Below are 25,127 nucleotides of genomic sequence, written 5' to 3'. Positions count from 1 at the left end.
AGCGCGTTGACCAGGGCAGAGCGAGACGCGGACGGCCGAAGGCCGGCTGTGGCTCGCGCAATGAACCTGCCGAGAAACAGGGTGACGCCCGCCTAGACTTGATCGCCATGAGGTCCGAGTGGCGACTGCTCGTCTTCGCGGGCGTCTTCCTGGTCGCGTACGCGACCCCGATCCTCTTCCCGCACCTCCCCTATGACTGGAAGCTGACCTGCTGGCTCGCCCAGCTCGGCTGCTGGCTGCTGTTCCTGGCCGAATACGCGGTGCGGTTCGCGCGGGCCGGCGACAAGAAGGCCTTCGCCAAAGACAACGTCCTCGACCTGCTCGTCATCCTGCTGCCGCTGATGATGCCGCTGCGGATGCTGCAACGACGGCTCGGCTTCCAGCGCAAGGTGCTCACCTTCACCGCCACGACCACGCTCGTGCTCGGTCTGGCCGCCAGCCTCGCGGTCCTGCGCGTCGAACGCGACGCCCCCGGCGCGACCATCCTGACCTTCGGCGACGCCACCTGGTGGGCCGTCACGACGATGACGACCACCGGCTACGGCGACACCTACCCCGTCACCCCCGACGGCCGCCTCATCGGCGCGGCCCTGATGCTCGGCGGCGTGGCCCTGCTGGGCGTCGTGACGGCGACGCTGGCCTCCTGGTTCGGCCGGAGATTCGACACCGGCGACGACACGGAGAAGTTGCTCCGCGAGGCGCTGAAGGAGATCGGCGAGCTGAAGGAGATGCTCAGGTCCAGAGGCTGAGCTGTCCTTCCCCTGCCGCCGGGTCGCGGTGCCGCTTCAGGTGCCGCCACTGTGGCAGGTCGTCGAGGTACGACCACGACAGCCGGTGGTGTTCGCACGGCCCGTGTTCGGCCAGCGCGGCCTGGTGGGCCGGTGAGGGGTAGCCCGCGTTCTCGGCGAACCCGTAGACGTCGGCGCCGTCGAGGGTGGCCATGAACAGGTCGCGGCGTACTTTGGCGAGCACCGAGGCCGCCGCCACCGACACGCAGTTCAGGTCGCCCTTGATCTCGCAGCGCACCGGCCACGGCGCGCCGAGGTAGTCGTGCTTGCCGTCGAGGATCACCACGTCGGGTTTCACCGGCAGCGCCTCCAGCGCCCGCCGGGCGGCCCGCCGCAGCGCCTCGGTCATGCCGAGCGTGTCGATCTCCTCGACGGAGGCCTCGCCGTGCCCGTAGCCGACCACCCACGACTCCAGGAGAGACACCATCGCCTCACGGCGGCCCGGCGCGAGCATCTTGGAGTCGGTCAGCCCCTCGGGCGGTTCGCTGAAGTCGGTCACCACGGCGCACACCGACACCGGCCCGGCCCAGGCGCCGCGGCCGACCTCGTCGACCCCGGCGACGAGCTTGTTGCTTCCCGTGGTGAGCAGGCGTTCGAGTGTGTACGACGGCACCGGCCAAACCTAGTCGCCGAACCCGTTCGTGGTGGACAGATAGCCGAGATCACTGGCCAGATAGCGGGCGGCGACGTGCAGCGCCCGCAGTGAGGCGGCCACCGAGGCCCGATGCACCGACGACTCGCGCGCCACAGCGGTGATGACCCGCTCGACGGGCTCCCCGGGGAACTCCCTGACCACCACTCCCCGCACCCCGGCGGCCAGGCACAGGGCGGGCACCGCGGCGATCCCGATCCCCTTGGCGACCAGGCTCAGGATCGTACCGAGACCCTCGAACTCCCAAGCCACGGGCGGCGCGCCGCCGACCTCGGTGAGCAGCCGGTCGACGGCGGTGCGGGACGGCTCCCCCTCGGGGGTGGCCATCCACGCCTCGTCGCGCAGGTCGGCCGGGTCGACCGGTTCGTCGAGGTTGGCCAGCCGGTGCTTGCGCGGCACCACGAGTACCAGCGGGTCGCGCAGCAGCGGGAACACCGTGAGGGTCTCGCGCCGCCGCACCCGCCCCCACCAGTCGTCGACGAGCGCGATGTCCGCCTCACCCGACTCGACCTCGCGCATGCCCCGGCCCGACCGGCTCTGCGACAGCCGCAGGGCGAGTTGCTTGTGCCGCCGCAGCGACTGGGCGAGCGCGGGCGCGAAGGCGACGGCGGCGGTCGGGAACGCGGTGATGACGACCCGCCCTGTTGGAGTTCCAGCATGGGCCGACAGGTCGGACTCGGCCGTCTCGACCATCGCCAGGATCCGTTCGGCGTGCACGACCAGACGCCGCCCCGCGTCGGTGAGCTCGGCGCTGTGGCTGGTCCGGTCGATGAGGGCCGCTCCGGCCTCCCGTTCCAGCGCCGCGAGCTGCTGCGATACCGCCGACGCGCTGTAGCCGAGGGACGCGGCCGTGGCGGCGATGCTGCCCCTCCGGGCGAACTCGCAGAACAACGTCAAACGCCGCAGATCCAGCATCGGATCTCCTTATGCCCGGCACCGAAAAGCCTCGCTTGTCCTGATGCCCGTACCCGCACAAGGTGGGTACGTTCCACAGCATTCAGGAGGAATCAGTATGCACGTCACACTTTCGGCGACTCTGGCCGCAAACGAAGACATCGCCCGAAGACGGAGGTCCGGGGAGCGGGTGCTTCACCTGGCTTTCGGTGAAGCCGGGCTGCCCGTGCACCCCGCGCTGCTGGCCCGGCTCGCCGACGCGGGGGGCAGCAACGGCTACGGCGAGGTCGCGGGCCTCGCCGCGCTGCGCGAGGCGGCGGCCGGCTACTGGTCGCGGCGCGAGCTGCCGACCGACCCCGACCTGGTGGTCTGCGGACCGGGCAGCAAGTCGCTGCTGTTCGGCCTGCTGGTGGCCATCGGCGCGGACCCGGGCGAGTGGAGGTCTCCCGGGGACATGGTGCTGCCGATGCCGAGCTGGGTGAGCTACGCCGCCCAGGCGGAGATCGTGGGCGTGCGCCCGATCCTGGTGCCGACCCCGGCCGGCGAGGGCGGCGTGCCCGACCCCGACCAGGTCAGGTCAGCGGTGCTGCACGCCCGCGCGCAGGGCCGTACGGTCCGCTCGGTCCTCGCCACGCTCCCCGACAACCCCACCGGCCGCCTGGCCCGGCCGGAGACGGTGCGGCGGCTGGCCGAGGTCGCCCGCGAGCTCGACCTGGTGATCATCTCGGACGAGATCTACCGCGACCTCGTCCACGACCCGCAGGCCACCCCTTTCCTGAGCCCGGCCGACGTCGCGCCCGAGCGCACCGTCATCACCAGCGGTCTGAGCAAGTCGCTCGCGCTGGGCGGCTGGCGGATCGGCGTGGCCCGGCTGCCGCACACGCCCGACGGGTGGGCGTTGCGCCAGCGGCTGCTCGCGGTGGCCAGTGAGATCTGGTCGGCCCCGGCCGCGCCGGTGCAGCACGCCGCCGCGTACGCGTTCGCCGAGCCCGAGGAGATCGTGGAACGTATCGACGACTCGCGGCGGCTGCACGCCACCGTGGCCCGCGCGGTCGCCGACCGGTTCGCGCGCGCGGGCGCGAAGGTGGACGTGCCGCAGGGCGGGTTCTACCTCTATCCGCAGATCCCCGGTTTCGACAGCTCCGACGAGCTGGCCCGGACCCTGCTCGACCGCCACGGCGTCGGCGTCCTGCCGGGCACCGCGTTCGGCGACGAGCCCCGTTCGGCGCGGGTCCGCGTGGCCACCTCACTGCTGTACGGCGAGACCGCCGAACAGCGTCTCGCGGCGCTGCACGGATCGGATCCGCTGTCGCTTCCGTGGGTGGCCGAATCGCTCGACTACCTGGAGGAAGCCCTCGGCGGGCTGACCACGAAAGAGCCGTCGAGAGCGCGAAGGGGGATGTTCCTGGCGCCCGCTCCGGCACGTTGACGATCTTTGTCGAATCTTTACCCTCGGCGGCCGTGCCGAAGCCGTAAAGAAACACCTCTGACCTGCGGTTTTAGGGCTATGGTGAGCGCTCAACCTGGGGTTCCACAAGATGTCGTGTGTCATTTGGCACCAGACATGTCATCGAGACCCCATCATGTGCTCATGCCCGCTTTTGTCACCCTGTCCGGGCGCTTCGTGCGCCTGGAACCGCTCACCCTCGCGGCCGTCGACGATCTTGTCGCCGCGGCGAGCGAGGACCGCGCGACGTACTCGTTTACTCGCGTTCCCGCAGGCCGGGAGGAGATGGTCTCGTACGTCGAGGCCGCTCTGGCTGAGCAGGCGGAGGGCCGCACGATGCCCTTCGCCATCCGGTGGCTGCACACCGACCGCGTGGTCGGTGCCACCCGTCTGATGCACCTGGAGTACTGGCAGGGCCCGATGCCCTGGCCGCCGGGTACCAAAGGCGTGGTGGGCGAGGTCCCGTCGGTCGCGGACATCGGTTACACCTGGCTGGGCGCCTCCGCCCAGGGCACGGGTGTGAACCGGGAGGCCAAGTATCTCTTGCTCTCCCACGCGTTCGAGACGTGGCAGGTCCACCGGATAACTCTCAAGGCAGACGTACGCAACAACCGATCCCGGGCCGCCATCGAGGCCCTCGGCGCACACCTCGACGGTGTGCGGCGAGCGGACAGCCGAGGCGCCGACAACACGGTCCGAGATACGGCGTATTACTCGATCCTGCGCTCTGAATGGCCGGCGGTACGAGAACGGATCCAAGCGCGTCTTGATTACGCGCACGCCGCCTGACCAGCCATTCCTTCGAGCCGAAACGGAACGAGCGGCCCGCCCCCATGCCGGAGGGCGGGCCGCTGCGTGTCCGGGTGACCATCGCCCGCACCGGCCGCTGTCATCTCACGTCTGCTGCGGAAGTGCTGTCCAAGTGACGTGTCACCAGTCGCTTTGGAGCGATTGTCCCCTATCTATATGGATCGGTGGAAGATCAGACGGTGTAGCCGAACTCGTCGTCCCACGCGTTGTAGATCTCGTGCCAGGAGCCGCACTTCGTCGGGAAGTTGCTGTGCAGGCCGATCTGGCAGACCTTGACCTCGACCTGGGCCACGTCGTAGCGGGTGAACTTGATGTTCTTCCAGCCGTCGGTGCCGCACTGCTTGTAGGTCTTGTAGCTGGAGGCCCAGTCGTCCTCGTGGTCGTCCCACGAGACGTAGCGGAAGGCGACGTAGCCGCACTTGCCGCCCTGGTGCTCGGTCCGGAAGTCGCGGTCGACGAGCTTGCCGCCGATGCGGACGGTGTTGGACTCCTCGTGGTCGTACTCGACGTCCACCCAGCCCTTGGCCTTGGCCTTGCCGTTGCTGCTGTAGTAGTAGCCCCAGTCGTCGTCGTAGTCCCAGTCGTTCGCCGAGAGGGGGGCGGCGTTGGCGGCGGAGGCGACCGCGCCCATGCCGAGGGTGAGGGCGGTGGCGGTGGCGGCGGCGCCGAGCACGTTGCGGATGCGCATTGGATTCTCCAGGCTTTTGAGGACGATCCCCGTTTCCGGGTACGGCTCATTGATAGGTCGCCCTGCCTGCACGGGACTTTCACCGTCCTTGAGACCTCATTGCGAGCGACCTGACGCCGTATCATTCGGAACGAAACTTCCGATTGGCACAAAGAGGGCTTCTGATGGCTGGTCAGCTGCGCTTCGCGGTACTTGGACCCGTCAGAGCCTGGCGAGACGACGCCGAGCTCGATCTCGGCACTCCGCTCCAGCGGTCCATCCTGGCGATGCTGCTGCTGCGCGAGGGCCGCGCGGTCACCCCCAACGAGCTCATCGACGCCGTCTGGGGTGAGGAGGCGCCGCCTCGCGCGCTGGGCGCGCTGCGCACCTACGTCTCCCGGTTGCGCACGGCGCTGGAGCCCGACCGCTCTCCGCGTACACCACCGCAGTTGCTCACCTCGGTCGGCAAGGGCTACGCGCTCAGGCTGCCCGACGACGCCTTCGACCTGGCCCGCTTCGAGAAGGCGGCGCACGCCTGCGAGTCGGCCCGCAAGGCGGGCGACGCCGCCCGGGCCGCCGAGACGTTACGCGAGGCCCTCGCGTGGTGGAGCGGCGAACCGCTCGCGGGCGCCGTCGGCCCCTACGCCGAGTCGCAGCGCGAACGGCTCCTCGAACGCCGCATCGCGGCCGTCGAGACGCTGATGGACCTCGACCTCGAACTCGGCCGGCACGCCGAGGTCATCTCCGAGCTGATGGTGCTGACCGCCGACCACCCGCTGCGCGAGCGCCTGCGCGCCCAGCTCATGCTCGCCTACTACCGCTGCGGACGGCAGGCCGAGGCGCTCAACGTCTTCACCGACACCCGCAACGCCCTCATCGAGGAACTCGGCATCGACCCCGGCGCCGAACTCACCGAACTGCACCGCCGCGTCCTGGCCGCCGACCCGACGCTGGCGTACGTCACGAAGGCCAGGCCCGCCCCCGAGGAGCACGCCGAGCCGACGCCCGTCGTCGAGATGCCGAAACCCGCGCAGCTCCCCGCCGCCGTGACCGACTTCACCGGCCGCAAGGCCCTGGTGAACCGGCTGCTCAACCAGCTCGGCGTGGCCGACGGCGTGCCGATCGCGGCCATCTGCGGCATCGGCGGCGTCGGCAAGACCACCTTGGCCGTGCACGTCGCCCACCTGCTGCACGACACCTTCCCCGACGGCCAGCTCTACGCCGACCTGCGCGGATACGGCCGCGAACCCACGCCGCCGGAGACCGCGCTGGCGGCGTTCCTGCGCGCGCTCGGCATCCCCGTCGACGTCATCCCCGACGGCCTGGCCGACCGCGCCGCACTGTTCCGCTCGCTGCTGGGCGACCGGCGCATGCTGGTGCTGCTCGACAACGCGCGCGACGCCGACCAGGTCGAGCACCTGCTGCCGGGCGCCCCGGGCTGCGCCGCCCTCATCACCAGCCGGGGCAAACTGGCCGACCTCCCGGCGGCCCGGCTGCTCGACCTCGACGTCATGGAACCCGACGAGGCGCTGGCCCTGTTCTCGGCCGTGGCCGGCCCCGAACGCGTCGCCGCCGAGCGCGCCGCCGCCATGGACGTGGTCGCCGCCTGCGGCTTCCTGCCGCTGGCGGTCCGGATCGTGGCCGCCCGGCTGGCCTCCCGCCCGTCGTGGACGGTCGCCTCGCTCGTCCCCCGGCTGGCCGACGAGAGACGCCGACTCGACGAGCTGAAAATCGGCAACCTGGCCGTCTCGGCCACCTTCGCCCTCGGATACGGCCAGCTCGACCCCCGCCAGGCCCGCGCGTTCCGGCTGCTGTCGCTGCCCAACGGCACCGACATCTCGACCCCGGCGGCAGCGGCCGTGCTCGACCTGAGCCCGGTCGAGACCGAGGACGTGCTGGAGTCGATGGTCGACGTCAGCCTGCTCGAAGCGCCCGCGCCGGGCCGCTACCGCTTCCACGACCTGCTGCGCCTGTTCGCCCGCCGCCAGGCCGAAGACACCGAGACCCCCGAGGCCCGCCACCAGGCGCTGCGACGCCTGCTCGGCTTCTACCTCGGCTCGGCCCGCGCGGCCCACCGGCTCGCGTACGAGGGCAGCAAGGTCGCCGACAACCTCACCGTCATCGGCACCCGGGGCCACACCTTCGGATCGGCCGACGAGTCGGTGGCCTGGCTGGCCGCCGAGGCCGACGACCTGTTCGCGATGCTGGGCCAGATCGCCGAAGAAGCGAGCCACGGCGGGCCGGAGGCCGGTCGTGGCTCGCGCCATGAACCTGCCGCGGAGATACGCGCCGACCTGCCCGCCGCCGCCGACCTGCTGGTCGCGATGGAACCGCTGCTGGAGGCGGGCGCGTTCGCCCGCGAGTTCGACCTGCGCACCCGCGCCCTCATCGAGGCCGGCGACGACCCGACCCGGCTGCGCGCCCGCTACGTACGCGGCCGGATGCTCTTCGGGGTGAACCGGCTGGCCGAGGCCGACCAGGAGTTCCGGGAGTCGCTGCAGATCGCCGAACGGACCGGCGACCACGCGCTGCTCGGGGAGACCTACAACGCGCTCGGCGTGGTGATCGGGCGGCTCGGCAGGCACCCGGAGGCGCTCGACTGGTTCGGCCGGGCCACCAAGGTCTACCGCGAACTGGGCAACCTGGCCGGGGAGGCGCTGGTGCTCAGCTACTCGGCCCGCGACCTGCTGCTGCTCGGCCGGGCCGCCGACGCGGTCGCCGTATCGGAACAGGGCCTGCAGATCTTCGGCGAGATCGGCAGCGGCCCCGGCGTGGCCAGGGCCCGCTACCACCTGGGCGTGGTGCTGTCGTACGTCGGCCGCCTGAACGAGGCCGTCGTCCACCACGCCGAATGCCTGGAGTTCTTCCGTGCCAGCAACCAGAAGGTCTGGGAGCAGCGCGTCTGCAACCGGCTCGCCACCACCCTCACCAAGGCCGAACGCTTCCAGGAGGCCGCCCGGCACGCCGAGCAGGCCCTCCAGGTCAGCCGGGAGATCACCCATCCCTACGGGGAGGCCCAGTCGCTGACCGCGCTCGGCAAGGCGCTGCGCGGGCTCGGCAGCCGCACGCGCAGCCGCGACGCGCTAGAGAAGGCCCTCGACCTTTTCATCCGGCTCGGGTCGGCCGAGGCGGACGACGTCCGGAAGCTGCTCGCCGATCGCGTCGAGACCTAGGTCGTCATCGAGCCTGGTCATCCGGACGTGGTTGATCACCTGGGTTCCCTTCGGGTGCGAACGTGGACGTGCCCGGCCGATCGCTGCTCTCACCCGGCGCGTTAGGGGGCCCGGTGGGATCCACACGGTGCGCCTTGGTGATCGCCAGCCGCCTCTCTGAAAACGACCGGCCGGGCCGGGCGAGGTCCCTACCCCCGGGTTCCTCGCCCGACTTCACTCTCTTACGGCGCACTTGACGATCGATCAACGCCCGATTGCGAAGAAGCCCTCGGCCACCAGCCGGCGCACGCTCTCGGTGTCGGCCAGGCCCGGTTTCCCGGTGAGCTCGCCGATGGCGGCCAGCAGCGGGCCGGTCTTCAGCTCACCGTCGACGACCCCGGCGAGCGCGGCCTCGACGGTGCCGACGTCGGTCGTCCGGCGCAGTCCCCGGGTCTGGCGGAGCCGGATCACCGACGGGTCGTCGGCGCCGGGCGGGCCGACCCGCTCCTCGATCACGCCCTCGGCCAGGGTCAGCGCGGCGTCGCGCAGTTCGTCGTCGCTCAGCCGGTGGGCGGTGGTGATCGCGTCGAGGACCCGGTCGACGTAGGCCCCCACGGGGAGCTCGACCTGGTGGGTGAGCTGCTCTATTCGTACGACCGGATCGAGGGAGCCCGAGTCGTCGAGGGTGATCCAGCCGAACCCGACGCCCTCGACCTCCTGCTCCTCGAACCACTCCATCCACTCGTCGTAGCGGTCGCGGTAGACCGGGGTACCCTGCTCGGCCGCGTCGCGCAGCCACAGCTCCACGTATTCGGCCGGGTCCTGGACGTCGCGCTGCACCACCCAGCCGTCGCAGCCGGTCCCGGAGAGCCAGCCGCCGACGCGGTCGCGCCAGTCTTCGCCGCGCACGTGCAGCCAGTTGGCCAGCAGGTGGCAGGTGCCCCCCGCGGCCAGGTGGGCGGGCGCGAGCCGGACGAGGTCGCGGCAGAACTCGTCGCCCCGGTATCCGGTCTCGCGGTAGGTCAGCCGTCCGGCCGGGGAGATCACGAACGGGGGATTGGACACGATCAGGTCGTAGCGCTCGCCGTCGACCGGCTCGAACATCGAGCCCTTGCGCGTCTCGACGCCGGCGACCCCGGAGAGCCCCCAGCTCAGCCGGGCCAGGTGCAGCGCGCGGGCGTTGACGTCGGTCGCCGTGATCTCACTCGCCCGGTCGGCGAGATGGAGCACCTGCACCCCGCACCCGGTCCCGAGGTCGAGCGCCCGTTCGACGGGCTTCCGCGAGACGAGCTGCGCCAGGTTCGCCGACGCCCCGCCCGCCCCGACCACGTGATCGCGCCGCAGCGCCGGGTCGCCGGGCCGGACCTTCCGGTCGGACACCACGTAGCCGCCGGTCTCCCAGGGCTGGATGTGCACGTTGGCCTGGACGGTGTCGCCCACCTTGATCAGCAGCCCGCTGCGCAGCAGCTCCTGCAGCGGCAGATCGGCGGCGGCCGTGCTGACCGGCACCCCCAGCCACCACAGGCGGATCAGGGTGCCCAGCGAGTCGCCGTCACGCGTCGCGCGCAGCGCTGGCACGAGCTCCTCACGCGCCAGCGCCGAGGCCGCGGTGTCGCCCAGCCTCTCGCGTACGCCGTCGATCGTGTAGCCGATCTCCTGGAACCGGTCGCGAAGCCGTATGAGCAGGTCAGATGGTGCGTCCACACAGAGCAATCTAGCGCCGTAAGCGCTTTGCAAGTTGCGGTCAAGCAGGCTGGCGTATGACCCGGACAACCTCATCGGGGAGTTTGCCATGCTTATACCGTGCCTGGCGTGCGGCTCGCGATTCCGGCCCGACGACTACTTCCGCGCCTGTCACGACTACAACCGAGGCCGCGACCTGGTCTCGTGGACGTGCCCGGCCTGCGGAAACCGCGACGACCTGCGCGTGCTGCCGGGGGAGCTGGGGTTCGGCTACCCGGCCCGTGGACGCTACGCGGTGAACCGGACGATCGCGGTGCCGGGCATGCGCCGCCAGCGGCACGACCTGCGGCTGGAGATCTCCCTCGACAAGCGCACCTGGCGGGTGCTCAGCCGCTGAGGCTGGCCCAGGCGGCTTCGGCGAGCGAGCGGATCTCCTCGTCGGTCGGCTGGTGGGCGCCGGCGAACCACAGGCGGCACATCTCCTGGGCCGGGCCGAGCCACAGCACGTAACACATGGTCGACTGGACCGTCTTGAGCGACCCCGACTTCATGTGGGGCTTCCACCAGTCGGCGACCTGGCGGAAGAACGTCCGCCGCGACTCGGCGACCTCGTCGCCGCCGGGCTCCTCACGCCGGGGCGGCCGCTCGCTGATCAGCAGCCGGGCCCGTTCGGGGTGTTCGCCGCACCATTCCATGTGGAAGGCGACGATGGCCTCGATCCCGGCGCGGGCGTCGTCGTTGGCGAGAAGTCGGGTGATGAACGCTTCCTGGTACATCGCCAGTGTTTCGGCGTAGAGCACCCCGAACACGTGCTCTTTGCTGGCGAAATGGTGATAGAAACTACCTACGCTCACGCCGCTTTCCTCGCGGAGGCTGGCGAGAGTGGTGGCGGAGACGCCGTCCTGGCTGAACCGGCGCAGGGCGCCGTCCATGATCCGGGTCCGCCCGTCTCGACCGATCTTCGCGCTCTTCACACCATCAATGGTGGCCTAACAGAGCTTTGTTCTGCAAATGCGAGGCTCGCTCTGACCTGAACCGACCCGTGTTCGACGGCCATCTCGGCCTCCGGCCAGGCCCTGTTGATCATGTTGAGCACCCGCCGGTTCTCCCCCATGACGTCCATGGTCACCCAGCGGATCCCCGGGGCGCGGGCGAGCAGTTCCCTGATCAGCCGGGAGCCGATCCCCTGGTTCTGCCAGTCGTCCGCCACCACCACCGCGATCTCGGCCTCGTCGTCCTTCCGGTACGCCATCGCGTGCCCGATCACCAGGGAGTCGACGGTGGCGAGTAAGGCGTCGCGGCGATCGTCCCTGGCCAGCATGGCCCCGATGAGCGTGTTCGTGGGCCGGGTGAGCCCGGCGAAGAAGCGATGCGTCTGCGTGCGCAGGGAGAGGTCGAGCAGGAACTTCCGCACCCCGTCCGCGTCATCCGGCCCGGCGGGGCGGACGTCCACCTGAGTTCTCTGCATGGACTCAGGGTTTCTTGCCCAGCTGGGTATGTCAAGTAGACTCAGAGGGAAGAGGAAGTGATGATTTACGATGCGTGCCATGACCGATCCGCCGCGAAGCGCCTTCCGGCTGGACAACTGCTCCATCGAACGCACTCTCTCGGTGCTCGGCGAGAAGTGGACCTTCCTGGTGCTGCGGGAGGCCTTCGCCGGCGTCCGCCGCTTCGCCGACATCCAGGCCAACACGGGCGCCCCCCGCCAGGTGCTCAGCGCCCGCCTGGCCCGGCTCGTCGACGAGGGCACCCTGCGCAAGGTCCCCTACCAGGAGCCCGGCCAGCGTCAGCGGGACGAATACCGGCTGACCGACAAGGGCCGCGAGCTCTTCCCGATCCTGGTCGCGCTGCTCCACTGGGGTGACCGCTACCTGGCCGACCCCGAGGGCCCGTCGCTCCTGGTCACCCACCGCGACTGCGGCGCCCCGGTCACGCTGGAGCTGCGGTGCGCCGAGGGCCACGAGGTCGGCGGCCCCAGAGAGACCGTCGCGCTGCCCGGACCGGGATCCCGCGTCAGGGGCACCGCCTAGGGTCCTTAGTCTTTAGGACGTGTACCGGTTCCTGCTGACCCCTCGCTGGCTGGCGCTTCACGTCGTGGTGCTGCTGGTGATCCCGGCCTTCGTCTTCCTCGGCCGGTGGCAGTTCGGCCGGTGGGAAGACCGTTCCGCCGCCGAAGACCGCAACGCCACGAACCTGGCCGCGCCTCCGGTGCCGGTCACGACGCTGACGAGCGTGGGCGGGGCCGTACCGGAGAAGGACAAGTTCCGCAGGGTCACCGCCACCGGCACCTACGACACAGCCCACGAGCTGCTGGTCCGCCGCCGCACCCAGAACAGCCAGGTCGGCTTCTACGTCCTCACCCCGCTCAAGACCGCCGACGGCGCCGTGCTGGTCAACCGCGGCTGGGTGAAGGCCGGCGCGACCATCGACACCCTTCCCGACGTCCCGCCGCCCCCTGGCGGCGAGGTGACACTCACGGGCCGTCTGCGCCCCGCCGAGACCACCGAGACGACCGGCATCATCGACCGCAAGGGCCTCCCGGCGGGCCAGGTCCTCCTCATCGACGACCGCCCCATCGCCGCCCTGGTCGGCTCCCCCCTCTATGGCGGGTACGTCGATCTCATCGAGCAGCGGCCGATTTCCGAAAACGCCCCCGAACCCGTGCCCGCCCCGGAATCGGGCGGTGGCGGAGGGCTCAATCTGGCCTACGGAGTGCAGTGGTGGCTGTTCATCGGGGTGGCGATCGGCGGCTGGATCCTCCTGATCCGCCGAGAGCTTCACGACCGGCGCGAAAGTACTGATAATGGTGGGGCGGCTGAGGCGACGAGCCCCGCCGTGACGTGAACCAACGGATACCAACCGGAGACCTGCCAGCTTGTTTGGCGTTATTCCTTGGCCCTAACGTTGAATGCTGTGAGTACCCCGCTGCTTCCCGACCCTGAGCCGAGGCGGCGGGATTTTGTGATCATCTCTGTCGATGATCACGTGATCGAGCCGCCCGACCTCTTCGAGAACCGCCTCGCGTCCAAATACCACGACGCGGCCCCCCGGGTCGTCGACACCGACAGCGGCCACCAGGTGTGGCGCTACGGTGGCACGACCTACCCGGCCGCGGGCATCGACGTCGGCGCCGGCCGCCCCCGCGAGGCCTGGACCCTCGACCCGGTCCGCTTCGACGACATGCGCCCGGGCTGCTACGACGTCGACGCGCGCATCGAGGATATGGACCGTGCCGGAATCTGGGCGGCCCTGAACTTCCCCGGCATGCTGGCCGCCCAGGCGGGCGTGGCCTTCGCCCGCACCCGCGACCAAGACCTGGGCTTAGCCCTGGTGAAGGCCTGGAACGACTGGCACGTCGACGTCTGGGCCGGCACCTACCCCGAACGCGTGATCGCCCTCCAGCTCCCCTGGCTCCCCGACCCCGAGGTCGCCGCCAAGGAGATCAAGGCCAACGCGGCGCGCGGTTTCAAGGCCGTGGTCTTCCCCGAGTTCCCCACCCGCCTGCGCCTCCCGTCGATCCACAGCGGCCACTGGGACCCGTTCCTGGCCGCCTGCGAGGAGACCGGCACGGTCGTCTGCCTCCACACGGGCGCGTCGTCGTGGGCCCCCGTGCCCTCTCCCGACACCCCCATAGAAGCGATCACGACCCTGATGCCGTCGACGGCGATGTTCGCCTGCGCCGACTGGCTGTGGTCGGGCATCCCCCTGCGCTTCCCCAACCTCCGCATCCTCATCGTCGAGGGCGGCGTGGGCTGGCTCCCCATGCTGGCCGAACGCGCCGACTACGCCCTCGACCACCCAGTGTCGAGCGAGTCGGCCTGGGACGGCGGCCTGCGGCCCAGCGAGGTCCTCCGCCGCAACTTCTTCTTCGGGACGCTCGACGACACCGCCCTGAGCGGAGTGCGCATGGCCGTGGGGATGGAACACGTGCTCTTGGAGAGCGGCTATCCCCGGGCCGAGTCGTCGTGGCCCGACACCCAGCGGTCGGTGGCGCGGCGGCTGGGCAGCCTGCCGCCCGCCGACATCGCGCGGGTGGCCTACGGCAACGCGGCCCGGCTGTTCGGGCATCCGCTGCCGTCTAGGGCGTGGCTCCGCATGGAAGAGATCTGAGCCGCTAAGCCCTGCGGCGGTCGACTCCCGGCTCGGGGGCCAGGGCGAGGTTCCTGCGCTCCCAGTCGACATAGCGGCCGCTCTCGCCCAGCAGTGACGTCGCGAGCCAGAGGAACACGCCGAAGTCGTCGACCACGCCGAGCGCCAGGAACAGCGCCTCGGGCACGACGTCGACCGGGCTGACGATGTAGAGGATCGCGGCGCCCATCAGGGCCAGCTTCCCCTTGCCGAGTTCGCGGTAGTCGCCGCGCATCGCGCCGGCCAGCATGCGGGGCAGGGCGCGGATGCGGGCGCCCAACCCGGGGCTGCCCGGCCTGGAGATGTCCTGGTAGGCCTTGTACGCCTGCGCCGCCCGTCGTGCCTTGACCATGAGTGCCTCCCTGCCCGGCCATTTGCCCCGATAACGGAGGACTTTGCGGCGTTGGTTCCGTTACCGCGGGGCCAGATTTCTTACCGTTTGGTCCATCGGCTGGTCACCAAGGTCGAGCGGGGCCAGAACGGGCGTGGTGAGGCCGTTCTGAACGTACTCGTTCACCCGCGCCCGGCACTGCTCCGCCGTGCCGTGGATGATCAGATCGTCGACCACCTCGTCGGGGATGGCCTTCAACGCCGCCGCCCGATCACCGGCCGCCCAGGCCTCGTGCATCGGCCGCAGCACCTCACCCCGGCCCAGCCAGTCGTGGAAGGCGGCGTACACCGGGACCGTGAGATAGCCGGCGATCATCCGCCGCCCGATGGCCCTGACGCGGTCGGCGTCCTCACTGACGATGACGAACAGCCGCGCGATCAGCTCGGTCTCGTCGCGGATCTCGCCCCTGACTTTCTGTACGTCACCCGGAGACAACCAGTTGGTGATCGCACCGTCGGCCTCGTCGGCGGCGAGCCGCAGCATGCGCGGTCGAAGCGCGGCCAGCACGATCTTCGGCGGGGTCTCGGGCGCCTGCTCCAGCTTGAACCCCTGGACGGCGAAGGTCTCATAGGTCTCGGTGACCTTCTCCCCGTCGAGCGCCTTCCGCAGGAACCGCAGGGTGTCGCGGGTGCGGGCGAAGGGCTTCACGAACTCCCCCGCGTTCCACCGCTCGACGATGGCGGGGGAGGACGCGCCGATCCCGAGCAGGAACCGCCCCGGCGCCCGATCGGCGACCGTCGCCGCCGTCATGGCCAGCAGCCCGGGCCCGCGTGTGGAGACCGGCACGATCGCGGTCCCAAGCCTCAGCTCCGGGGCCCACTCGGCGGCCAGAGTCAGCGGAGTGAACCCGTCGTTGCCGTTGACCTCGGCCGACCATGCGTCGGTGTAACCGAGAGAGGGCAGTTCGGCGATCAGCTCCCGATCGAGACCGCTCCCCGCGAACGGGATGGTGATTCCCCAGCGCGCCACAGTGCCCTCCCGGCTCTTCGGTTTGAGGCCACGAGCATACCAACCGTTCGGTACGTCAGGTAAATGCCCTCTGAACTGCTAGAACGAAGAAATGGCAGATATCCCGGTGGAAGTGAGAACGTCCTGTCACGCGGAAGTGCGCGGCCCTTTGGCAGAGGTGACCTGCGAACGAAGCGAAACCATCCGGCTGCCCCGAGCCGTCCTGTCCCGCCTCCTGCGCCCGACCCGGCCGGCGTCATCGGCGGTACCTCAGTGGATCCCGTTCCCCGTGACGATTCCGGTGCTGATCAGACCGCTCGCTCTGGTCACGGTGCGGGAGAGCACACTCGTGTACGCCCCGACTCCCACCGCGCTGCCGGCAGTCGCCATCGGGATCCCACCCGGGAAAACGCCGACCATCGAAATCCCCGTCGCCACACTCCTGACGCAGCCTGTGGACACACAAGCTGTGGAGACCCCACCCGTGGACCGAAGTGCCGCGAACAACCTGGCGGCGAACAAATCGACCGCTGCGAAACCGCAGCCTGTGGATGAACCTGCTACAGAGATGCCAACTGTTGCCGGGGAAGAACCATCCACCGCGCTGCCCGAGCAGAATGCATCGTCCCAAGGCCAAGCCACTGCGCCGGATCACGGTCCCGGCCAGCCCATCAACACAGCAGCGCACGCCCAGTCCGTACAGGACAGGGACCCGAAGGCTCCGAATAGGCCGCCCTTCGAAGAGCCCCCGAATCGCCCCGCCGACCCGGCAAATCCGCCTGCCCAGAACTCACCCACCGGGAATCCGGCCGCCGAAGCGCAAGCACCGGTCAACCCGACCGCACCCGAGGCGAACTCACCCGAGCCAGCCGCTCCCGCACCTGCCTCCGAGCCCACAACCAGACCCGCGACCCAGCCCGCAATCCGCCCCGCCACCGAACCGCCCGCCGAACCTGTTGCCGGTCCCGCCTCGGAACCTGCTGCCGCTCCGGCCGTTCCGCCCGCTAAGGCGCCGGGAGCCCCGGCGCCGGTGCAGATCAACTCGGTCCCGCTGGCCGACGGTGCCATCGCGCGGGCGCGGAAGCGGATGGGGCAGGCGGCGGCCAATCATCGCCCGACCGATCGGCAGGCCGTTGTGGTCGTGCTCTTCACGGCCGTGATCGCCGTCGCGGCGGGTGCGGTGCTCAGGCGGCGCCGGCGTTAGGGAGGAGTCGGTCGATCTCGTCGAAACGGACCTGGGCCTCCTTGAGGGGCCCGGGGTCGACGGCGCCCTCGATCCCGTATGGCTGCGAGATCAGGTGGATCACCACGATCCCGGTCACCACCGTCGCGACCCGCACCACGTCGGCGATCACCGACGGCAGAGTCGGCCGCCGTCGCAGCGCCCACGGCAACGTGATCACCAGCAGCCCGGAGATGACCATCGACACCATGAACACCGATTCCAGGCCAGAGGTCGCGTTGTCGGCCCGAACGGTCCGCGCGTGGGACACCTCCGCCGCACGCGCCAGGGCCTCGGCCCGCAGCTCGGAGTCGGTCGCGGGCAGCTTGAGCATCGCGGTCCGCAGCGAGTCGAGGGTCACGCCGGTCCGTGCGTCGAGCGACGCCTCCCGCATCCGGGGCCAGTCGAGTTCGACGGTCTGCGTCGTGTACGCCCGCACCAGATCCCGCACCTCGGCGGACTGCGGCAACGGGGCCACCGCCCAGTAGAGCTCGACCAGGCTCTCCGACTCGGCCCGCACGTCGGCGTCCGACGCCGAGATGGCGTCGCGGCACAGGACCACGGCATAGGCCACCACCACGAGGAACACCGCGAGGGCCAGGTTGACCGCGAAGTCGATCGGCCCGGCGCCGCCCTCCTCGTCGGCCCGGCCGCTCCGCCGCAGCCACGTCAGCACCGCGAACAGGGCCACCACGACAATCGCCACAAACCCGAAGACCCACGCCATGTGACTGAGAGTAATCAGATCATTCCCGCAATTCGCGGACCACCTCGATGAAATCTCGTGTCACACCACGCAAACCAGGCAGGTAGGAAAGCGCGACCAAACGATCGACCAAGGGCACACTCCGGTCGATGAGCCGATAGGTGCGCTCGCATCCGGGCGAGGTGTCGTGCACCCAGAAAAGCACCACTCCCATCGACAGCAGCCACAGGAGTTCGGGCAGTTCGGCCCGCAATTCGGGGTCCATTCGATCGGCGCAGCCCTCGACCACCTCGCGATAGAGCGCCACCGAGGAATCGCGCGCCGGCGCCGATTCCGCGCTGAATGGGCTCAGTGGATTGTCGGGCTCGGCCGCGTGCTTGAAGAATTTCACCGCGAACGCGTGGTAGGGCTCGGAAACCCGTACCCACGCGCTGAGTACGCCCTGCAGCCGGGCTGCGAACGCCCTTTCCCGGGCGAGGATTTCCCGGCTGGCCGCCTCATGGGCCGACTGGGCCTGGTCGTAATAGGCCTGGATCAGCTGCTCTTTCGAGGCGAAGTAGTAATAGGCGCTGCCGACGGAAACCCCCGCCTCGGCCGCGATCGCGCGCATTGTCGTCGCGTCGTACCCCCGCTCACGGAAAAGCCGCAGTGCGGTCTCCACGATGAGATCCCTGCTCGACCTGGGCACATCGGTCACTGTACGTCTCCAGCCCCCGTCAGGTCATGAACCCACCAGATGATGGCCGAGTTACCCCAAATACTCGGCCTCTCCGAGGGTGGCTCACCCCCAGGCGTGGGAGTTAAGCCAGAGATCAAGCTCCCCCACCGCGCTACGGAGAGTAATGGGGGAAGTAGAATGACCCAACGCACGACCGGCCTCAGTGTCGCCGGGTTGACCGTTCTCGCCTTGGTCACACTCCCCGGCCCAGGGGCCGCCGCCGACGCTCAACGCGCCAGACCGCAGCTGACCTTCCGGCCGGTTGAGGCACCTCAGGGGGTGCGCACCGCGTTCCGTACCGGAGTGCTGAAAGTCCGTTACTGGACCTGGCGCCGGGCGATGAACACCCGCCTCCACCACAACTACGCGATGAACCGAATACGGAAGGCGGGCCTCGGCTGGCGTTCCACCGGCAACTGCGTCGACAAGCACCGCCCGACGTGCACGTCGCTGCACACCGTCAGGCTGGGCACCCTGCTGAAGACGATCGAGCTGAAGCGGATGTCGGGCTGCCGGCTGATCGTGACCGGCGGCACCGAGACCGGGCACGCCGTCGGCACCTACAGCCACGGCAACGGCTGGAAGATCGACCTGGCTCCCAGCCGCTGCCTCGACCGCTACATCACCCGCAAGCTCGAACCGAGCGGCAAGCGCGGCGACGGCTCCCAGCTGTACGTCTCTCCCGAGCAGGACCTGTTCGCCCGGGAGAGCGACCACTGGGACATCCTGTTCCGTTAGGCGGTGTATTCGGTGGCGACGATCAGCTCGGCGATCTCGGCCGCGTTCAGGGCCGCGCCCTTGCGCAGGTTGTCGCCACACACGAACAGGTCGAGCGTGTTCGGGAAGTCGAGGGCCTGCCGCACCCGGCCGACGTAGGTCGGGTCGGTGCCCACGACGTCGATCGGCATCGGGTAGATCCCGTTGGCCGGGTCGTCGACCAGCACGACGGTCGGCGCCGCCTCCAGGATCCGGTGGGCGTCGGCCACGGTGATCTCGCGCTCGAAGGTCGCGTGGACCGCGAGCGAGTGGGTGGTGATCACCGGGACGCGCACGCAGGTGGCGGAGACCTTCAGATCGGGGATGCCGAGGATCTTGCGCGACTCGTTGCGCAGCTTCAGCTCCTCGGACGCCCAGCCGTCTTCCTTGAGCGAGCCCGCCCACGGCACGACGTTGAACGCGACCGGCGCCGGGAAGGTGTCGTCGCCGTCACCGAGCTTGTTCTGCAGGACCTTGCGCACGTCACCGGCCGTGGTGCCGACGGTGCGGTCACCGGCCAGGGCCTCGACCTCGTCGTACAGACGGGCCGAACCGGCCACGCCCGCGCCGGAGACGGCCTGGTAGGACGCCACGACGAGCTCCTTGAGCCCGAACTCCTCGTGGAGGGCGCCCATGGCGGCCATCATCGACAGGGTGGTGCAGTTGGGGGTCGAGACGATGCCCAGCGGCCGGTTGGCGGCGTCGCCCGGGTTGACCTCGGGGACCACCAGCGGAACCTGCGGGTTCATCCGGAAGGTGCCCGACTTGTCGATGACGGTCGCGCCGCGCTCGGCCGCGATCGGCACCCACGTGGCCGAGACCTCGTCGGGCACGTCGAAGATCGCGATGTCGACGCCGTCGAACACCTCGGGGGCCAGGGCCTGGACGACGACGTCCTCGCCGCGGACCTGGAGGACCTTGCCGGCCGAACGGGCCGAGGCGACGAGGCGGATCTCGCCGTAGACGTCTTCACGCCCGGAGATGATCTCGCGCATGACGGTGCCGACGGCACCGGTCGCGCCGACGAGGGCGAGGGTGGGCTTGGTGCTCATCGGCCGGTTCCTCCGTAAACCACAGCTTCAACCTGGTCGGCGTCGAGATTGAACGCCGAGTGTGCGGCGTTGACCGCCGCGTCGACCTGGTCCTGGTCGACGATGACCGAGATGCGGATCTCCGAGGTGGAGATCATCCCGATGTTGACGCCCGCGTCGGCGAGCGCGCCGAAGAACTTGGCGGTGACGCCCGGGTGGGACCGCATGCCCGCGCCGATCAGCGAGACCTTGCCGATCTGGTCGTCGAACAGGAGCGTCTCGAAGACCACCTGGTCCTGCATCTTCTTCAGGGCCGTGAGCGCCGTGGGGGCGTCGCTCGTCGGCAGCGTGAAGGAGATGTCGGTCCGGCCCGTCGCCGCCGCCGACACGTTCTGCACGATCATGTCGATGTTGATCTCGGCGTCGGCCAGCGTGCGGAAGATGGCGGCAGCCTCTCCGACCTTGTCGGGCACGCCGACAACGGTGATCTTGGCCTCGCTCCGGTCGTGTGCCACGCCGGAGATGATGGGCTGCTCCACTTCGGTTCCTTCGGTCGCGGGGTCGGAGGTGACCCAGGTGCCTTCCTTGGTGCTGAACGAGCTCCTGACGTGGATGGGGAGGTTGAACCTCCGCGCATATTCCACGCAGCGCAGGTGCAGGATCTTCGCGCCGCACGCGGCCATCTCGAGGGTCTCTTCGTACGAGATGCGGGGGATCTTGCGCGCCTTCGAGGCTATGCGGGGGTCGGCGGTGAAGATGCCGTCGACGTCGGTGTAGATCTCGCACACGTCGGCCCCGAGGGCCGCGGCGAGGGCGACGGCGGTCGTGTCGGAACCGCCGCGCCCGAGCGTCGTGATGTCCTTCGTGTCCTGCGAGACACCCTGGAACCCCGCCACGATCGCGATGTGGCCCTTGTCGAGGGCGTCACGCAGCCGGCCGGGCGAGACGTCGATGATGCGCGCCTTGCCGTGGGTCGAGTCGGTGATCACACCGGCCTGCGACCCGGTGAAGCTGCGCGCCTCCTGACCCAGGTTGGCGATCGCCATCGCGAGCAGTGCCATCGAGATGCGCTCGCCGGAGGTCAGCAGCATGTCGAGCTCGCGGCCCGGAGGCAGCGGCGACACCTGCTGGGCGAGATCGAGGAGCTCGTCGGTCGTGTCGCCCATCGCGGAGACGACGACCACGACCTCGTTGCCCGCTTTTTTCGTGGCGACGATCCGCTGCGCGACACGCTTGATGCTCGTGGCATCGGCGACGGACGAACCACCATACTTCTGGACAACGAGCGCCACTGGATCTCTCCGAACGAATCAGGACGTGGAGCTCACAGTCTAACTGCGGGCCTCTCAGGGCCAACTGAGTTAGCCCAGCATGTGGACACCCTCAGACCACGGTCACCTCTTCGGCCACATCGAGCCGCGTGTGGGCCACCAGCGCCTGCAGGGCCCGCAGGGCCGCCCCGGCGTGGTTGCCCCAGGTGTTGAAGTAGGAGTACTGCCACCACCAGATGGCTTCGAGCGGCCGGCCGGCCTTGTAGTGGCGCAGCCCGTGGATCAGGTCGGCCGCCACCGCGGTCAGGTCGTCGGACAGCCGGTAGGGGGTCACCGTGGTGTCTTTGTAGGGGTCGAACACCTCGGCGTAGTCGTCGACCGGGCCCAGCCGGGCCGCCAGCGCCACCCTCAGCGGGTCGATGTCGGGATCTTCGCTGAGGGCGGGCTCGACGTTGCCCTGGAGGATCACGTCATGCACCGCGGCGAGCTGGGAACCGGCCAGGCTGACCTGGGCGACCTCCACGAGCAGCAGCGGGAGGATGGCGTTGCCGCCCTCGCCGCCCGCCAGCCTGGTCAGGCCGTCGAGGTAGTTCTGTGCGTGCCCGGCGACCCGGTCGGCCAGGTCCTTCCACTCGTCGTCAAACATCCAGCAGTCTCCGTCCTTCGAAAGCGCGGCCCAAGGTGACCTCGTCGGCGTACTCCAGATCGCCGCCGACGGGCAGACCGCTGGCCAGCCGAGTGACCTTTAAACCCATCGGTTTGACGAGCCGGGCCAAATAGGTGGCCGTGGCCTCGCCCTCGAGGTTGGGATCGGTGGCGAGGATGAGCTCGGTCACCTCGCCGTCGGCGAGCCGGGCCATCAGCTCGCGGACCCGCAGATCGTCGGGACCGACCCCGTCGATGGGACTGATCGCGCCCCCCAGCACGTGGTAGCGCCCCCGGAACTCGCGCGTCTTCTCGATCGCCACGACGTCTTTCGACTCTTCGACCACGCAGATGACGTGGGGGTCGCGACGCTGGTCGCGGCAGATCCGGCACTCCTCCTCGGCGGCCACGTTGCCGCACACGCGGCAGAAGCGCACCTTCTCCTTGACCTCGAGAAGGGCGTGGGCCAGCCGTTTCACGTCGGCGGGGTCGGCCGACAGCAGGTGGAACGCGATGCGCTGCGCGCTTTTGGGACCGACGCCGGGCAGCAGGCCCAGCTCGTCGATCAGGTTCTGGACGACGCCTTCGTACATATTTAGAAACCTGGGAGCTGGCCGAGGCCTTGCGACAGCGGGCCGAGCTTCTCCTGCTGGAGCTCGCCGGCGGCGCGGACGGCGTCGCGCACGGCCGCGATGACCAGATCGGCGACGGTCTCGGCCGTCTCGGCGGCGTCACCGGAGTCGATGACCTTCGGGCTGATCTTCAGTTCGAGCAGCTCGCCACTGCCGTTGACGGTCGCCACAACCAGGCCCCCGCCCGCGCTCCCCTGAACCTCGGCGTCGTTGAGCTCCTGCTGCGCCGAGACGAGCTGCTGCTGCATCAGCTGAGCCTGCTCCAGCAACTGCTGCAGGTTGACTTCTGGGTTCACAATCGTGCGCTCCTCAGCGACCGGCGACGTAGTTCGTCCCGACGAGCCTACGGTGTTTGCCGCTCATCTGACACCGGAGCACGGAGCGTGTTCATTGGTGCGGCCCTGGCCGGGTCCCGGCCCCCCTCCAAGCGTCCGAGACCCGGCCTTTTCCACCCCGGGTCGGCCGCGGCCCGGGGTGGCGAACCAAACGTAGCCACCGGAACGTTGCATACAGGTTGCGATCAATCGGTTACTCCTGGAGATTGTGGATCAGCATCCGAGAGGGGTGGGGCCTGTGAGATCACGCGACATGATCATCTCGGCGTCGTGGCGCCGTTCACTCGCCGCCGGGGTCGACCGCGGTGTCCACGCGGCCCCGCTGGTCTACGACCGCACCGACATCCCGGCCGCCCGCGCCGGCCATCCGCTGCATGATCTGATGCCGCTCCTCCGTCACACGCTGCTGCAGATCGCCGACGAGGCGGCCCACATCATGGTGGTCACCGACGCCGACGGGAACATCCTCTGGCGCGACGGCCACAGCGAGGTCCTCCGCCAGGGCGACCGCATCGGGCTGGCCGAAGGATTCGCCTGGGCGGAGTCGGCCGTCGGCACCAACGGCATCGGCACCGCCCTGGCGGACGGCGTCCCCACGAGCGTCTACGGCGAGCAGCACCACATCGAGATCCTTCACGGCTGGTCGTGCGTCGGCGCCCCGATCGTCGATCCCGACACGGGCGCGGTGCTGGGCTGCGTCGACATCAGCGGCATCGCCAGCTCCCTGCCCCCGGCCACGGTCGCCCTGGTCGGCGCGGCCGCCCAGCTGGCCGAAAGCCACCTGGCGCTGCGCATGAGAGAGAGCGACGAGCGCATCCGCACCCGCCACGCCGCCCGCTCGGGCCTGCTCGTCTCGTGCAGCGGCCGGGTCATCGCCGGAGAACGGTTCCGGGGGGAACGTGTTTCACTCCCGTCCGAGGGCGGCCGGGTCGTCCTTCCCGACGGCCGCGTGGGCGACGTGGAGTTCCTCGGCGACTCCTACCTGGTCAACTGCCGCCGCGGCGCCCCGCCCCGGCTGACGCTGACCCTCCTCGGCGGCAGCCCGTTCGCCGAATACAGCGGCCGGCGCGTGACCCTCTCACTGCGGCACGCCGAGATCCTGACCCTCCTGGCCACCCACCCGCGTGGCCTGACCGCCGAACAGCTCTCCTTCCTCCTGTACGGCGACGACGGCAACCCCGTGACCATCCGCGCCGAGATCCACCGGCTCCGCGCGCAACTCCCCGGGGCCGTGGCCGCGAAGCCGTACCGCCTGGTCGGCGAGGTCGACACCGACCTCCAGACGGTCCGCAGGGCGCTGTCCACAGGCGACCTCGACACGGTCGTCAACCGCTACCAGGGCCCGCTGCTGCCCCGGTCCGAGTCCTTCGAGATCCGCCGCGAAAGGGACGAACTGGAAGCCCGCGTGAGGTCCGAGATCCTGGGCAAGGGCAACGCGACCCACCTTTGGAGTTATGCACAGACCAGCGGAGGCCACGACGACGTCGCGATCCTGGAGCGCATCATGTCGATCGTCCCGGCGGACGACCACCGACACGCGGCCGCGTCGGTCCGCCTCACCCACTCCTTCTAAGGAGAACCTTCGATGATCGGCACGCTCCTCATGGCCGGCCTCCTCGCCCTGTCGGCCCCCGCCGGCGGCTCCGCGGGCCGCGACGGCGGCACCCTCGACGGCTTCGCGATCACCCACGTCCCGGCGGCCACCGGCCCCTCGGTGAGCGACTTCGAGTCCGAATGGGAAGACGTGACCTTCGCGACCCGCGTCTGGGAACGCGAGACGCCCGACGGCCACCAGGCCGATCTCCGGGTCGCCGTGCTGCGCGGCGAGGGCCTGACCGACCTGCCGTCGCTGCGGGAGTTCCTGACCGAATACGACGAGCGCGAGACGTGGGACCTGACGGAGTTCTCGAAAGACGGCACCCCGGGCCTGGCGACCGAGACCGAGGCCTTCTGGCTCGACTCACCCGGGGTCGCCCTGACAGTACGCATCACCGAGAACCCCCTGACCACCGACGACCTGATGGACGTCGTGCGGGGGATCAGCGGCTAGGAGTGGTCGATCTCCTGGATGACCCGGCCGCCCAGCTCCTTCTGGAGCAAAGCCAGACCTGAGAGGCCGTCGGAGTCGACGTCGGCGTCGTTGTCCGGGTCGACGTCGTCCACGTCCGACTTCTTCGCCCGCGCGGGCACCGCGTCCGGCCAGGCCTGCCGGGCGGGCGCGGAAGCCGCCTGACGGGGCGCCGGAGGCGCC

General features: G+C 69.8%; 27 protein-coding genes and 2 pseudogenes. 12 read left to right on the top strand and 17 right to left on the bottom strand.

Going from position 1 to position 25,127, the window contains the following annotated elements; genetic code table 11:
• The first annotated feature begins 107 nt into the window (after positions 1 to 107).
• The gene (locus FDA94_RS16075; protein WP_137247875.1) at positions 108 to 749 is read left to right on the top strand and encodes a potassium channel family protein; all 642 of its coding nucleotides are present in this window, start codon (positions 108 to 110) and stop codon (positions 747 to 749) included.
• On the opposite strand, the gene FDA94_RS16070 is transcribed toward FDA94_RS16075, so the two are convergent.
• The 3 genes and pseudogenes from FDA94_RS16070 to FDA94_RS41545 all read right to left on the bottom strand — a co-directional run.
• Positions 733 to 1,401: a ribonuclease HII gene (locus tag FDA94_RS16070; protein WP_137247874.1), complete on the bottom strand. Its 669-nt coding sequence runs from the start codon at positions 1,399 to 1,401 to the stop codon at positions 733 to 735. The genes FDA94_RS16075 and FDA94_RS16070 overlap by 17 nt on opposite strands.
• Before the next feature lie 9 nt (positions 1,402 to 1,410).
• Positions 1,411 to 2,034: pseudogene (locus tag FDA94_RS16065) on the bottom strand (LysR substrate-binding domain-containing protein); the annotation flags it as partial.
• 144 nt (positions 2,035 to 2,178) lie between these two features.
• Positions 2,179 to 2,355, bottom strand: a pseudogene (locus FDA94_RS41545) (LysR family transcriptional regulator); the annotation flags it as partial.
• 97 nt (positions 2,356 to 2,452) lie between these two features.
• Between FDA94_RS41545 and FDA94_RS16060 the strand changes: the two are divergent.
• Together FDA94_RS16060 and FDA94_RS16055 are read left to right on the top strand one after the other, a co-directional pair.
• Positions 2,453 to 3,763, top strand: a complete 1,311-nt coding sequence (locus FDA94_RS16060; protein ID WP_137247872.1) for a pyridoxal phosphate-dependent aminotransferase — start codon at positions 2,453 to 2,455, stop codon at positions 3,761 to 3,763.
• A 162-nt stretch (positions 3,764 to 3,925) separates the two neighbouring features.
• Complete coding sequence (locus tag FDA94_RS16055) at positions 3,926 to 4,570, top strand: GNAT family N-acetyltransferase (protein WP_137247871.1); 645 nt, start codon at positions 3,926 to 3,928, stop codon at positions 4,568 to 4,570.
• Positions 4,571 to 4,763: 193 nt separating this feature from the next.
• Here the strand turns inward: FDA94_RS16055 and FDA94_RS16050 are convergent, their stop codons facing one another.
• A complete protein-coding gene (locus FDA94_RS16050; RefSeq protein ID WP_137247870.1) occupies positions 4,764 to 5,279 on the bottom strand; it encodes a hypothetical protein in 516 nt (171 codons plus the stop codon).
• 164 nt (positions 5,280 to 5,443) lie between these two features.
• Between FDA94_RS16050 and FDA94_RS16045 the strand changes: the two genes are divergently transcribed.
• On the top strand, positions 5,444 to 8,431 hold the full coding sequence (locus FDA94_RS16045) for an AfsR/SARP family transcriptional regulator (protein ID WP_137247869.1): 2,988 nt from the start codon (positions 5,444 to 5,446) through the stop codon (positions 8,429 to 8,431).
• 243 nt (positions 8,432 to 8,674) lie between these two features.
• Here FDA94_RS16045 and FDA94_RS16040 read toward each other — a convergent pair whose 3' ends face one another.
• The gene (locus tag FDA94_RS16040; RefSeq protein ID WP_246059960.1) at positions 8,675 to 10,114 is read right to left on the bottom strand and encodes a DUF7059 domain-containing protein; all 1,440 of its coding nucleotides are present in this window, start codon (positions 10,112 to 10,114) and stop codon (positions 8,675 to 8,677) included.
• Positions 10,115 to 10,202: 88 nt separating this feature from the next.
• Between FDA94_RS16040 and FDA94_RS16035 the strand changes: the two genes are divergently transcribed.
• The gene (locus tag FDA94_RS16035; protein ID WP_137247868.1) at positions 10,203 to 10,490 is read left to right on the top strand and encodes a hypothetical protein; all 288 of its coding nucleotides are present in this window, start codon (positions 10,203 to 10,205) and stop codon (positions 10,488 to 10,490) included.
• Here the strand turns inward: FDA94_RS16035 and FDA94_RS16030 are convergent.
• Positions 10,480 to 11,067 carry a TetR/AcrR family transcriptional regulator gene (locus FDA94_RS16030; protein ID WP_137247867.1) on the bottom strand — a complete coding sequence of 196 codons (588 nt, stop codon included), beginning with the start codon at positions 11,065 to 11,067 and terminating at the stop codon, positions 10,480 to 10,482. The genes FDA94_RS16035 and FDA94_RS16030 overlap by 11 nt on opposite strands.
• On the bottom strand, positions 11,064 to 11,561 hold the full coding sequence (locus FDA94_RS16025) for a GNAT family N-acetyltransferase (protein WP_137247866.1): 498 nt from the start codon (positions 11,559 to 11,561) through the stop codon (positions 11,064 to 11,066). The genes FDA94_RS16030 and FDA94_RS16025 overlap by 4 nt, the downstream gene beginning before the upstream one ends.
• Before the next feature lie 79 nt (positions 11,562 to 11,640).
• Here FDA94_RS16025 and FDA94_RS16020 point away from each other — a divergent pair, with 79 nt between their 5' ends.
• The 3 genes from FDA94_RS16020 to FDA94_RS16010 all read left to right on the top strand — a co-directional run bounded on the left by FDA94_RS16020 (position 11,641) and on the right by FDA94_RS16010 (position 14,203).
• Positions 11,641 to 12,123, top strand: a complete 483-nt coding sequence (locus FDA94_RS16020; RefSeq protein ID WP_137247865.1) for a winged helix-turn-helix transcriptional regulator — start codon at positions 11,641 to 11,643, stop codon at positions 12,121 to 12,123.
• Positions 12,124 to 12,142: 19 nt separating this feature from the next.
• Positions 12,143 to 12,937 (top strand): SURF1 family cytochrome oxidase biogenesis protein, encoded by a 795-nt coding sequence (locus tag FDA94_RS16015; protein ID WP_137247864.1) that lies wholly within the window; start codon positions 12,143 to 12,145, stop codon positions 12,935 to 12,937.
• Positions 12,938 to 13,054: 117 nt separating this feature from the next.
• Positions 13,055 to 14,203, top strand: a complete 1,149-nt coding sequence (locus FDA94_RS16010; protein ID WP_246059959.1) for an amidohydrolase family protein — start codon at positions 13,055 to 13,057, stop codon at positions 14,201 to 14,203.
• A 4-nt stretch (positions 14,204 to 14,207) separates the two neighbouring features.
• Here FDA94_RS16010 and FDA94_RS16005 read toward each other — a convergent pair whose 3' ends face one another.
• Together FDA94_RS16005 and FDA94_RS16000 are read right to left on the bottom strand one after the other, a co-directional pair.
• Positions 14,208 to 14,573, bottom strand: a complete 366-nt coding sequence (locus FDA94_RS16005) for a YkvA family protein (RefSeq protein ID WP_137247862.1) — start codon at positions 14,571 to 14,573, stop codon at positions 14,208 to 14,210.
• 60 nt (positions 14,574 to 14,633) lie between these two features.
• Positions 14,634 to 15,581: an LLM class F420-dependent oxidoreductase gene (locus FDA94_RS16000; protein ID WP_137247861.1), complete on the bottom strand. Its 948-nt coding sequence runs from the start codon at positions 15,579 to 15,581 to the stop codon at positions 14,634 to 14,636.
• A gap of 1,009 nt (positions 15,582 to 16,590) precedes the next feature.
• On the opposite strand from FDA94_RS16000, the gene FDA94_RS39210 reads away from it, so the two are divergent.
• Positions 16,591 to 16,764 (top strand): hypothetical protein, encoded by a 174-nt coding sequence (locus FDA94_RS39210; RefSeq protein ID WP_170990969.1) that lies wholly within the window; start codon positions 16,591 to 16,593, stop codon positions 16,762 to 16,764.
• Here FDA94_RS39210 and FDA94_RS15995 read toward each other — a convergent pair.
• Entirely contained in the window at positions 16,745 to 17,509 is a 765-nt protein-coding gene (locus FDA94_RS15995; protein WP_137247860.1) for a bestrophin-like domain, read from the bottom strand. The two genes, FDA94_RS39210 and FDA94_RS15995, sit on opposite strands and share 20 nt — an antisense overlap.
• A 19-nt stretch (positions 17,510 to 17,528) precedes the next feature.
• The gene (locus FDA94_RS15990) at positions 17,529 to 18,149 is read right to left on the bottom strand and encodes a TetR family transcriptional regulator (RefSeq protein WP_246059958.1); all 621 of its coding nucleotides are present in this window, start codon (positions 18,147 to 18,149) and stop codon (positions 17,529 to 17,531) included.
• Positions 18,150 to 18,509: 360 nt separating this feature from the next.
• Here FDA94_RS15990 and FDA94_RS15985 point away from each other — a divergent pair, with 360 nt between their 5' ends.
• On the top strand, positions 18,510 to 18,944 hold the full coding sequence (locus tag FDA94_RS15985) for a hypothetical protein (protein ID WP_212735350.1): 435 nt from the start codon (positions 18,510 to 18,512) through the stop codon (positions 18,942 to 18,944).
• Here the strand turns inward: FDA94_RS15985 and FDA94_RS15980 are convergent.
• The 5 genes from FDA94_RS15980 to FDA94_RS15960 all read right to left on the bottom strand — a co-directional run bounded on the left by FDA94_RS15980 (position 18,941) and on the right by FDA94_RS15960 (position 22,837).
• On the bottom strand, positions 18,941 to 20,014 hold the full coding sequence (locus tag FDA94_RS15980) for an aspartate-semialdehyde dehydrogenase (RefSeq protein ID WP_137247858.1): 1,074 nt from the start codon (positions 20,012 to 20,014) through the stop codon (positions 18,941 to 18,943). The genes FDA94_RS15985 and FDA94_RS15980 overlap by 4 nt on opposite strands.
• Positions 20,011 to 21,285, bottom strand: a complete 1,275-nt coding sequence (locus FDA94_RS15975; RefSeq protein WP_137247857.1) for an aspartate kinase — start codon at positions 21,283 to 21,285, stop codon at positions 20,011 to 20,013. The genes FDA94_RS15980 and FDA94_RS15975 overlap by 4 nt, the downstream gene beginning before the upstream one ends.
• A gap of 91 nt (positions 21,286 to 21,376) precedes the next feature.
• Positions 21,377 to 21,910, bottom strand: coding sequence for a DUF5063 domain-containing protein (locus FDA94_RS15970; RefSeq protein WP_030452664.1), 534 nt, complete (start codon positions 21,908 to 21,910; stop codon positions 21,377 to 21,379).
• The gene (recR, locus tag FDA94_RS15965) at positions 21,903 to 22,502 is read right to left on the bottom strand and encodes a recombination mediator RecR (RefSeq protein ID WP_061290626.1); all 600 of its coding nucleotides are present in this window, start codon (positions 22,500 to 22,502) and stop codon (positions 21,903 to 21,905) included. The genes FDA94_RS15970 and recR overlap by 8 nt, the downstream gene beginning before the upstream one ends.
• 2 nt (positions 22,503 to 22,504) lie before the next feature.
• Positions 22,505 to 22,837: a YbaB/EbfC family nucleoid-associated protein gene (locus FDA94_RS15960; protein ID WP_030452662.1), complete on the bottom strand. Its 333-nt coding sequence runs from the start codon at positions 22,835 to 22,837 to the stop codon at positions 22,505 to 22,507.
• A 277-nt stretch (positions 22,838 to 23,114) separates the two neighbouring features.
• On the opposite strand from FDA94_RS15960, the gene FDA94_RS15955 reads away from it, so the two are divergent.
• Complete coding sequence (locus tag FDA94_RS15955) at positions 23,115 to 24,449, top strand: helix-turn-helix domain-containing protein (protein ID WP_137247856.1); 1,335 nt, start codon at positions 23,115 to 23,117, stop codon at positions 24,447 to 24,449.
• Between the two features lie 12 nt (positions 24,450 to 24,461).
• The gene (locus FDA94_RS15950) at positions 24,462 to 24,926 is read left to right on the top strand and encodes a hypothetical protein (protein WP_137247855.1); all 465 of its coding nucleotides are present in this window, start codon (positions 24,462 to 24,464) and stop codon (positions 24,924 to 24,926) included.
• On the opposite strand, the gene FDA94_RS39900 is transcribed toward FDA94_RS15950, so the two are convergent.
• Positions 24,923 to 25,127 (bottom strand): hypothetical protein (locus FDA94_RS39900; RefSeq protein ID WP_212735349.1); only part of this gene is annotated, 205 nt, incomplete at its 5' end. The genes FDA94_RS15950 and FDA94_RS39900 overlap by 4 nt on opposite strands.

Origin of the sequence: Herbidospora galbida (genome assembly GCF_005233835.1) — a bacterium.
GTDB lineage: Bacteria > Actinomycetota > Actinomycetes > Streptosporangiales > Streptosporangiaceae > Herbidospora > Herbidospora galbida.
This window is presented reverse-complemented; position numbering and strand designations above follow the sequence as displayed.

Coding starts and splice junctions, on each gene's coding strand:
- FDA94_RS15995 (WP_137247860.1), bottom strand. CDS start 17,509: ATGGCGTGGGTCTTCGGGTTTGTGGCGATTGTCGTGGTGGCCCTGTTC.
- FDA94_RS16025 (WP_137247866.1), bottom strand. CDS start 11,561: ATGCAGAGAACTCAGGTGGACGTCCGCCCCGCCGGGCCGGATGACGCG.
- FDA94_RS15980 (WP_137247858.1), bottom strand. CDS start 20,014: ATGAGCACCAAGCCCACCCTCGCCCTCGTCGGCGCGACCGGTGCCGTC.
- recR (WP_061290626.1), bottom strand. CDS start 22,502: ATGTACGAAGGCGTCGTCCAGAACCTGATCGACGAGCTGGGCCTGCTG.
- FDA94_RS15950 (WP_137247855.1), top strand. CDS start 24,462: ATGATCGGCACGCTCCTCATGGCCGGCCTCCTCGCCCTGTCGGCCCCC.
- FDA94_RS16060 (WP_137247872.1), top strand. CDS start 2,453: ATGCACGTCACACTTTCGGCGACTCTGGCCGCAAACGAAGACATCGCC.
- FDA94_RS16035 (WP_137247868.1), top strand. CDS start 10,203: ATGCTTATACCGTGCCTGGCGTGCGGCTCGCGATTCCGGCCCGACGAC.
- FDA94_RS16075 (WP_137247875.1), top strand. CDS start 108: ATGAGGTCCGAGTGGCGACTGCTCGTCTTCGCGGGCGTCTTCCTGGTC.
- FDA94_RS16055 (WP_137247871.1), top strand. CDS start 3,926: ATGCCCGCTTTTGTCACCCTGTCCGGGCGCTTCGTGCGCCTGGAACCG.
- FDA94_RS15970 (WP_030452664.1), bottom strand. CDS start 21,910: ATGTTTGACGACGAGTGGAAGGACCTGGCCGACCGGGTCGCCGGGCAC.
- FDA94_RS16045 (WP_137247869.1), top strand. CDS start 5,444: ATGGCTGGTCAGCTGCGCTTCGCGGTACTTGGACCCGTCAGAGCCTGG.
- FDA94_RS16050 (WP_137247870.1), bottom strand. CDS start 5,279: ATGCGCATCCGCAACGTGCTCGGCGCCGCCGCCACCGCCACCGCCCTC.
- FDA94_RS16020 (WP_137247865.1), top strand. CDS start 11,641: ATGACCGATCCGCCGCGAAGCGCCTTCCGGCTGGACAACTGCTCCATC.
- FDA94_RS16005 (WP_137247862.1), bottom strand. CDS start 14,573: ATGGTCAAGGCACGACGGGCGGCGCAGGCGTACAAGGCCTACCAGGAC.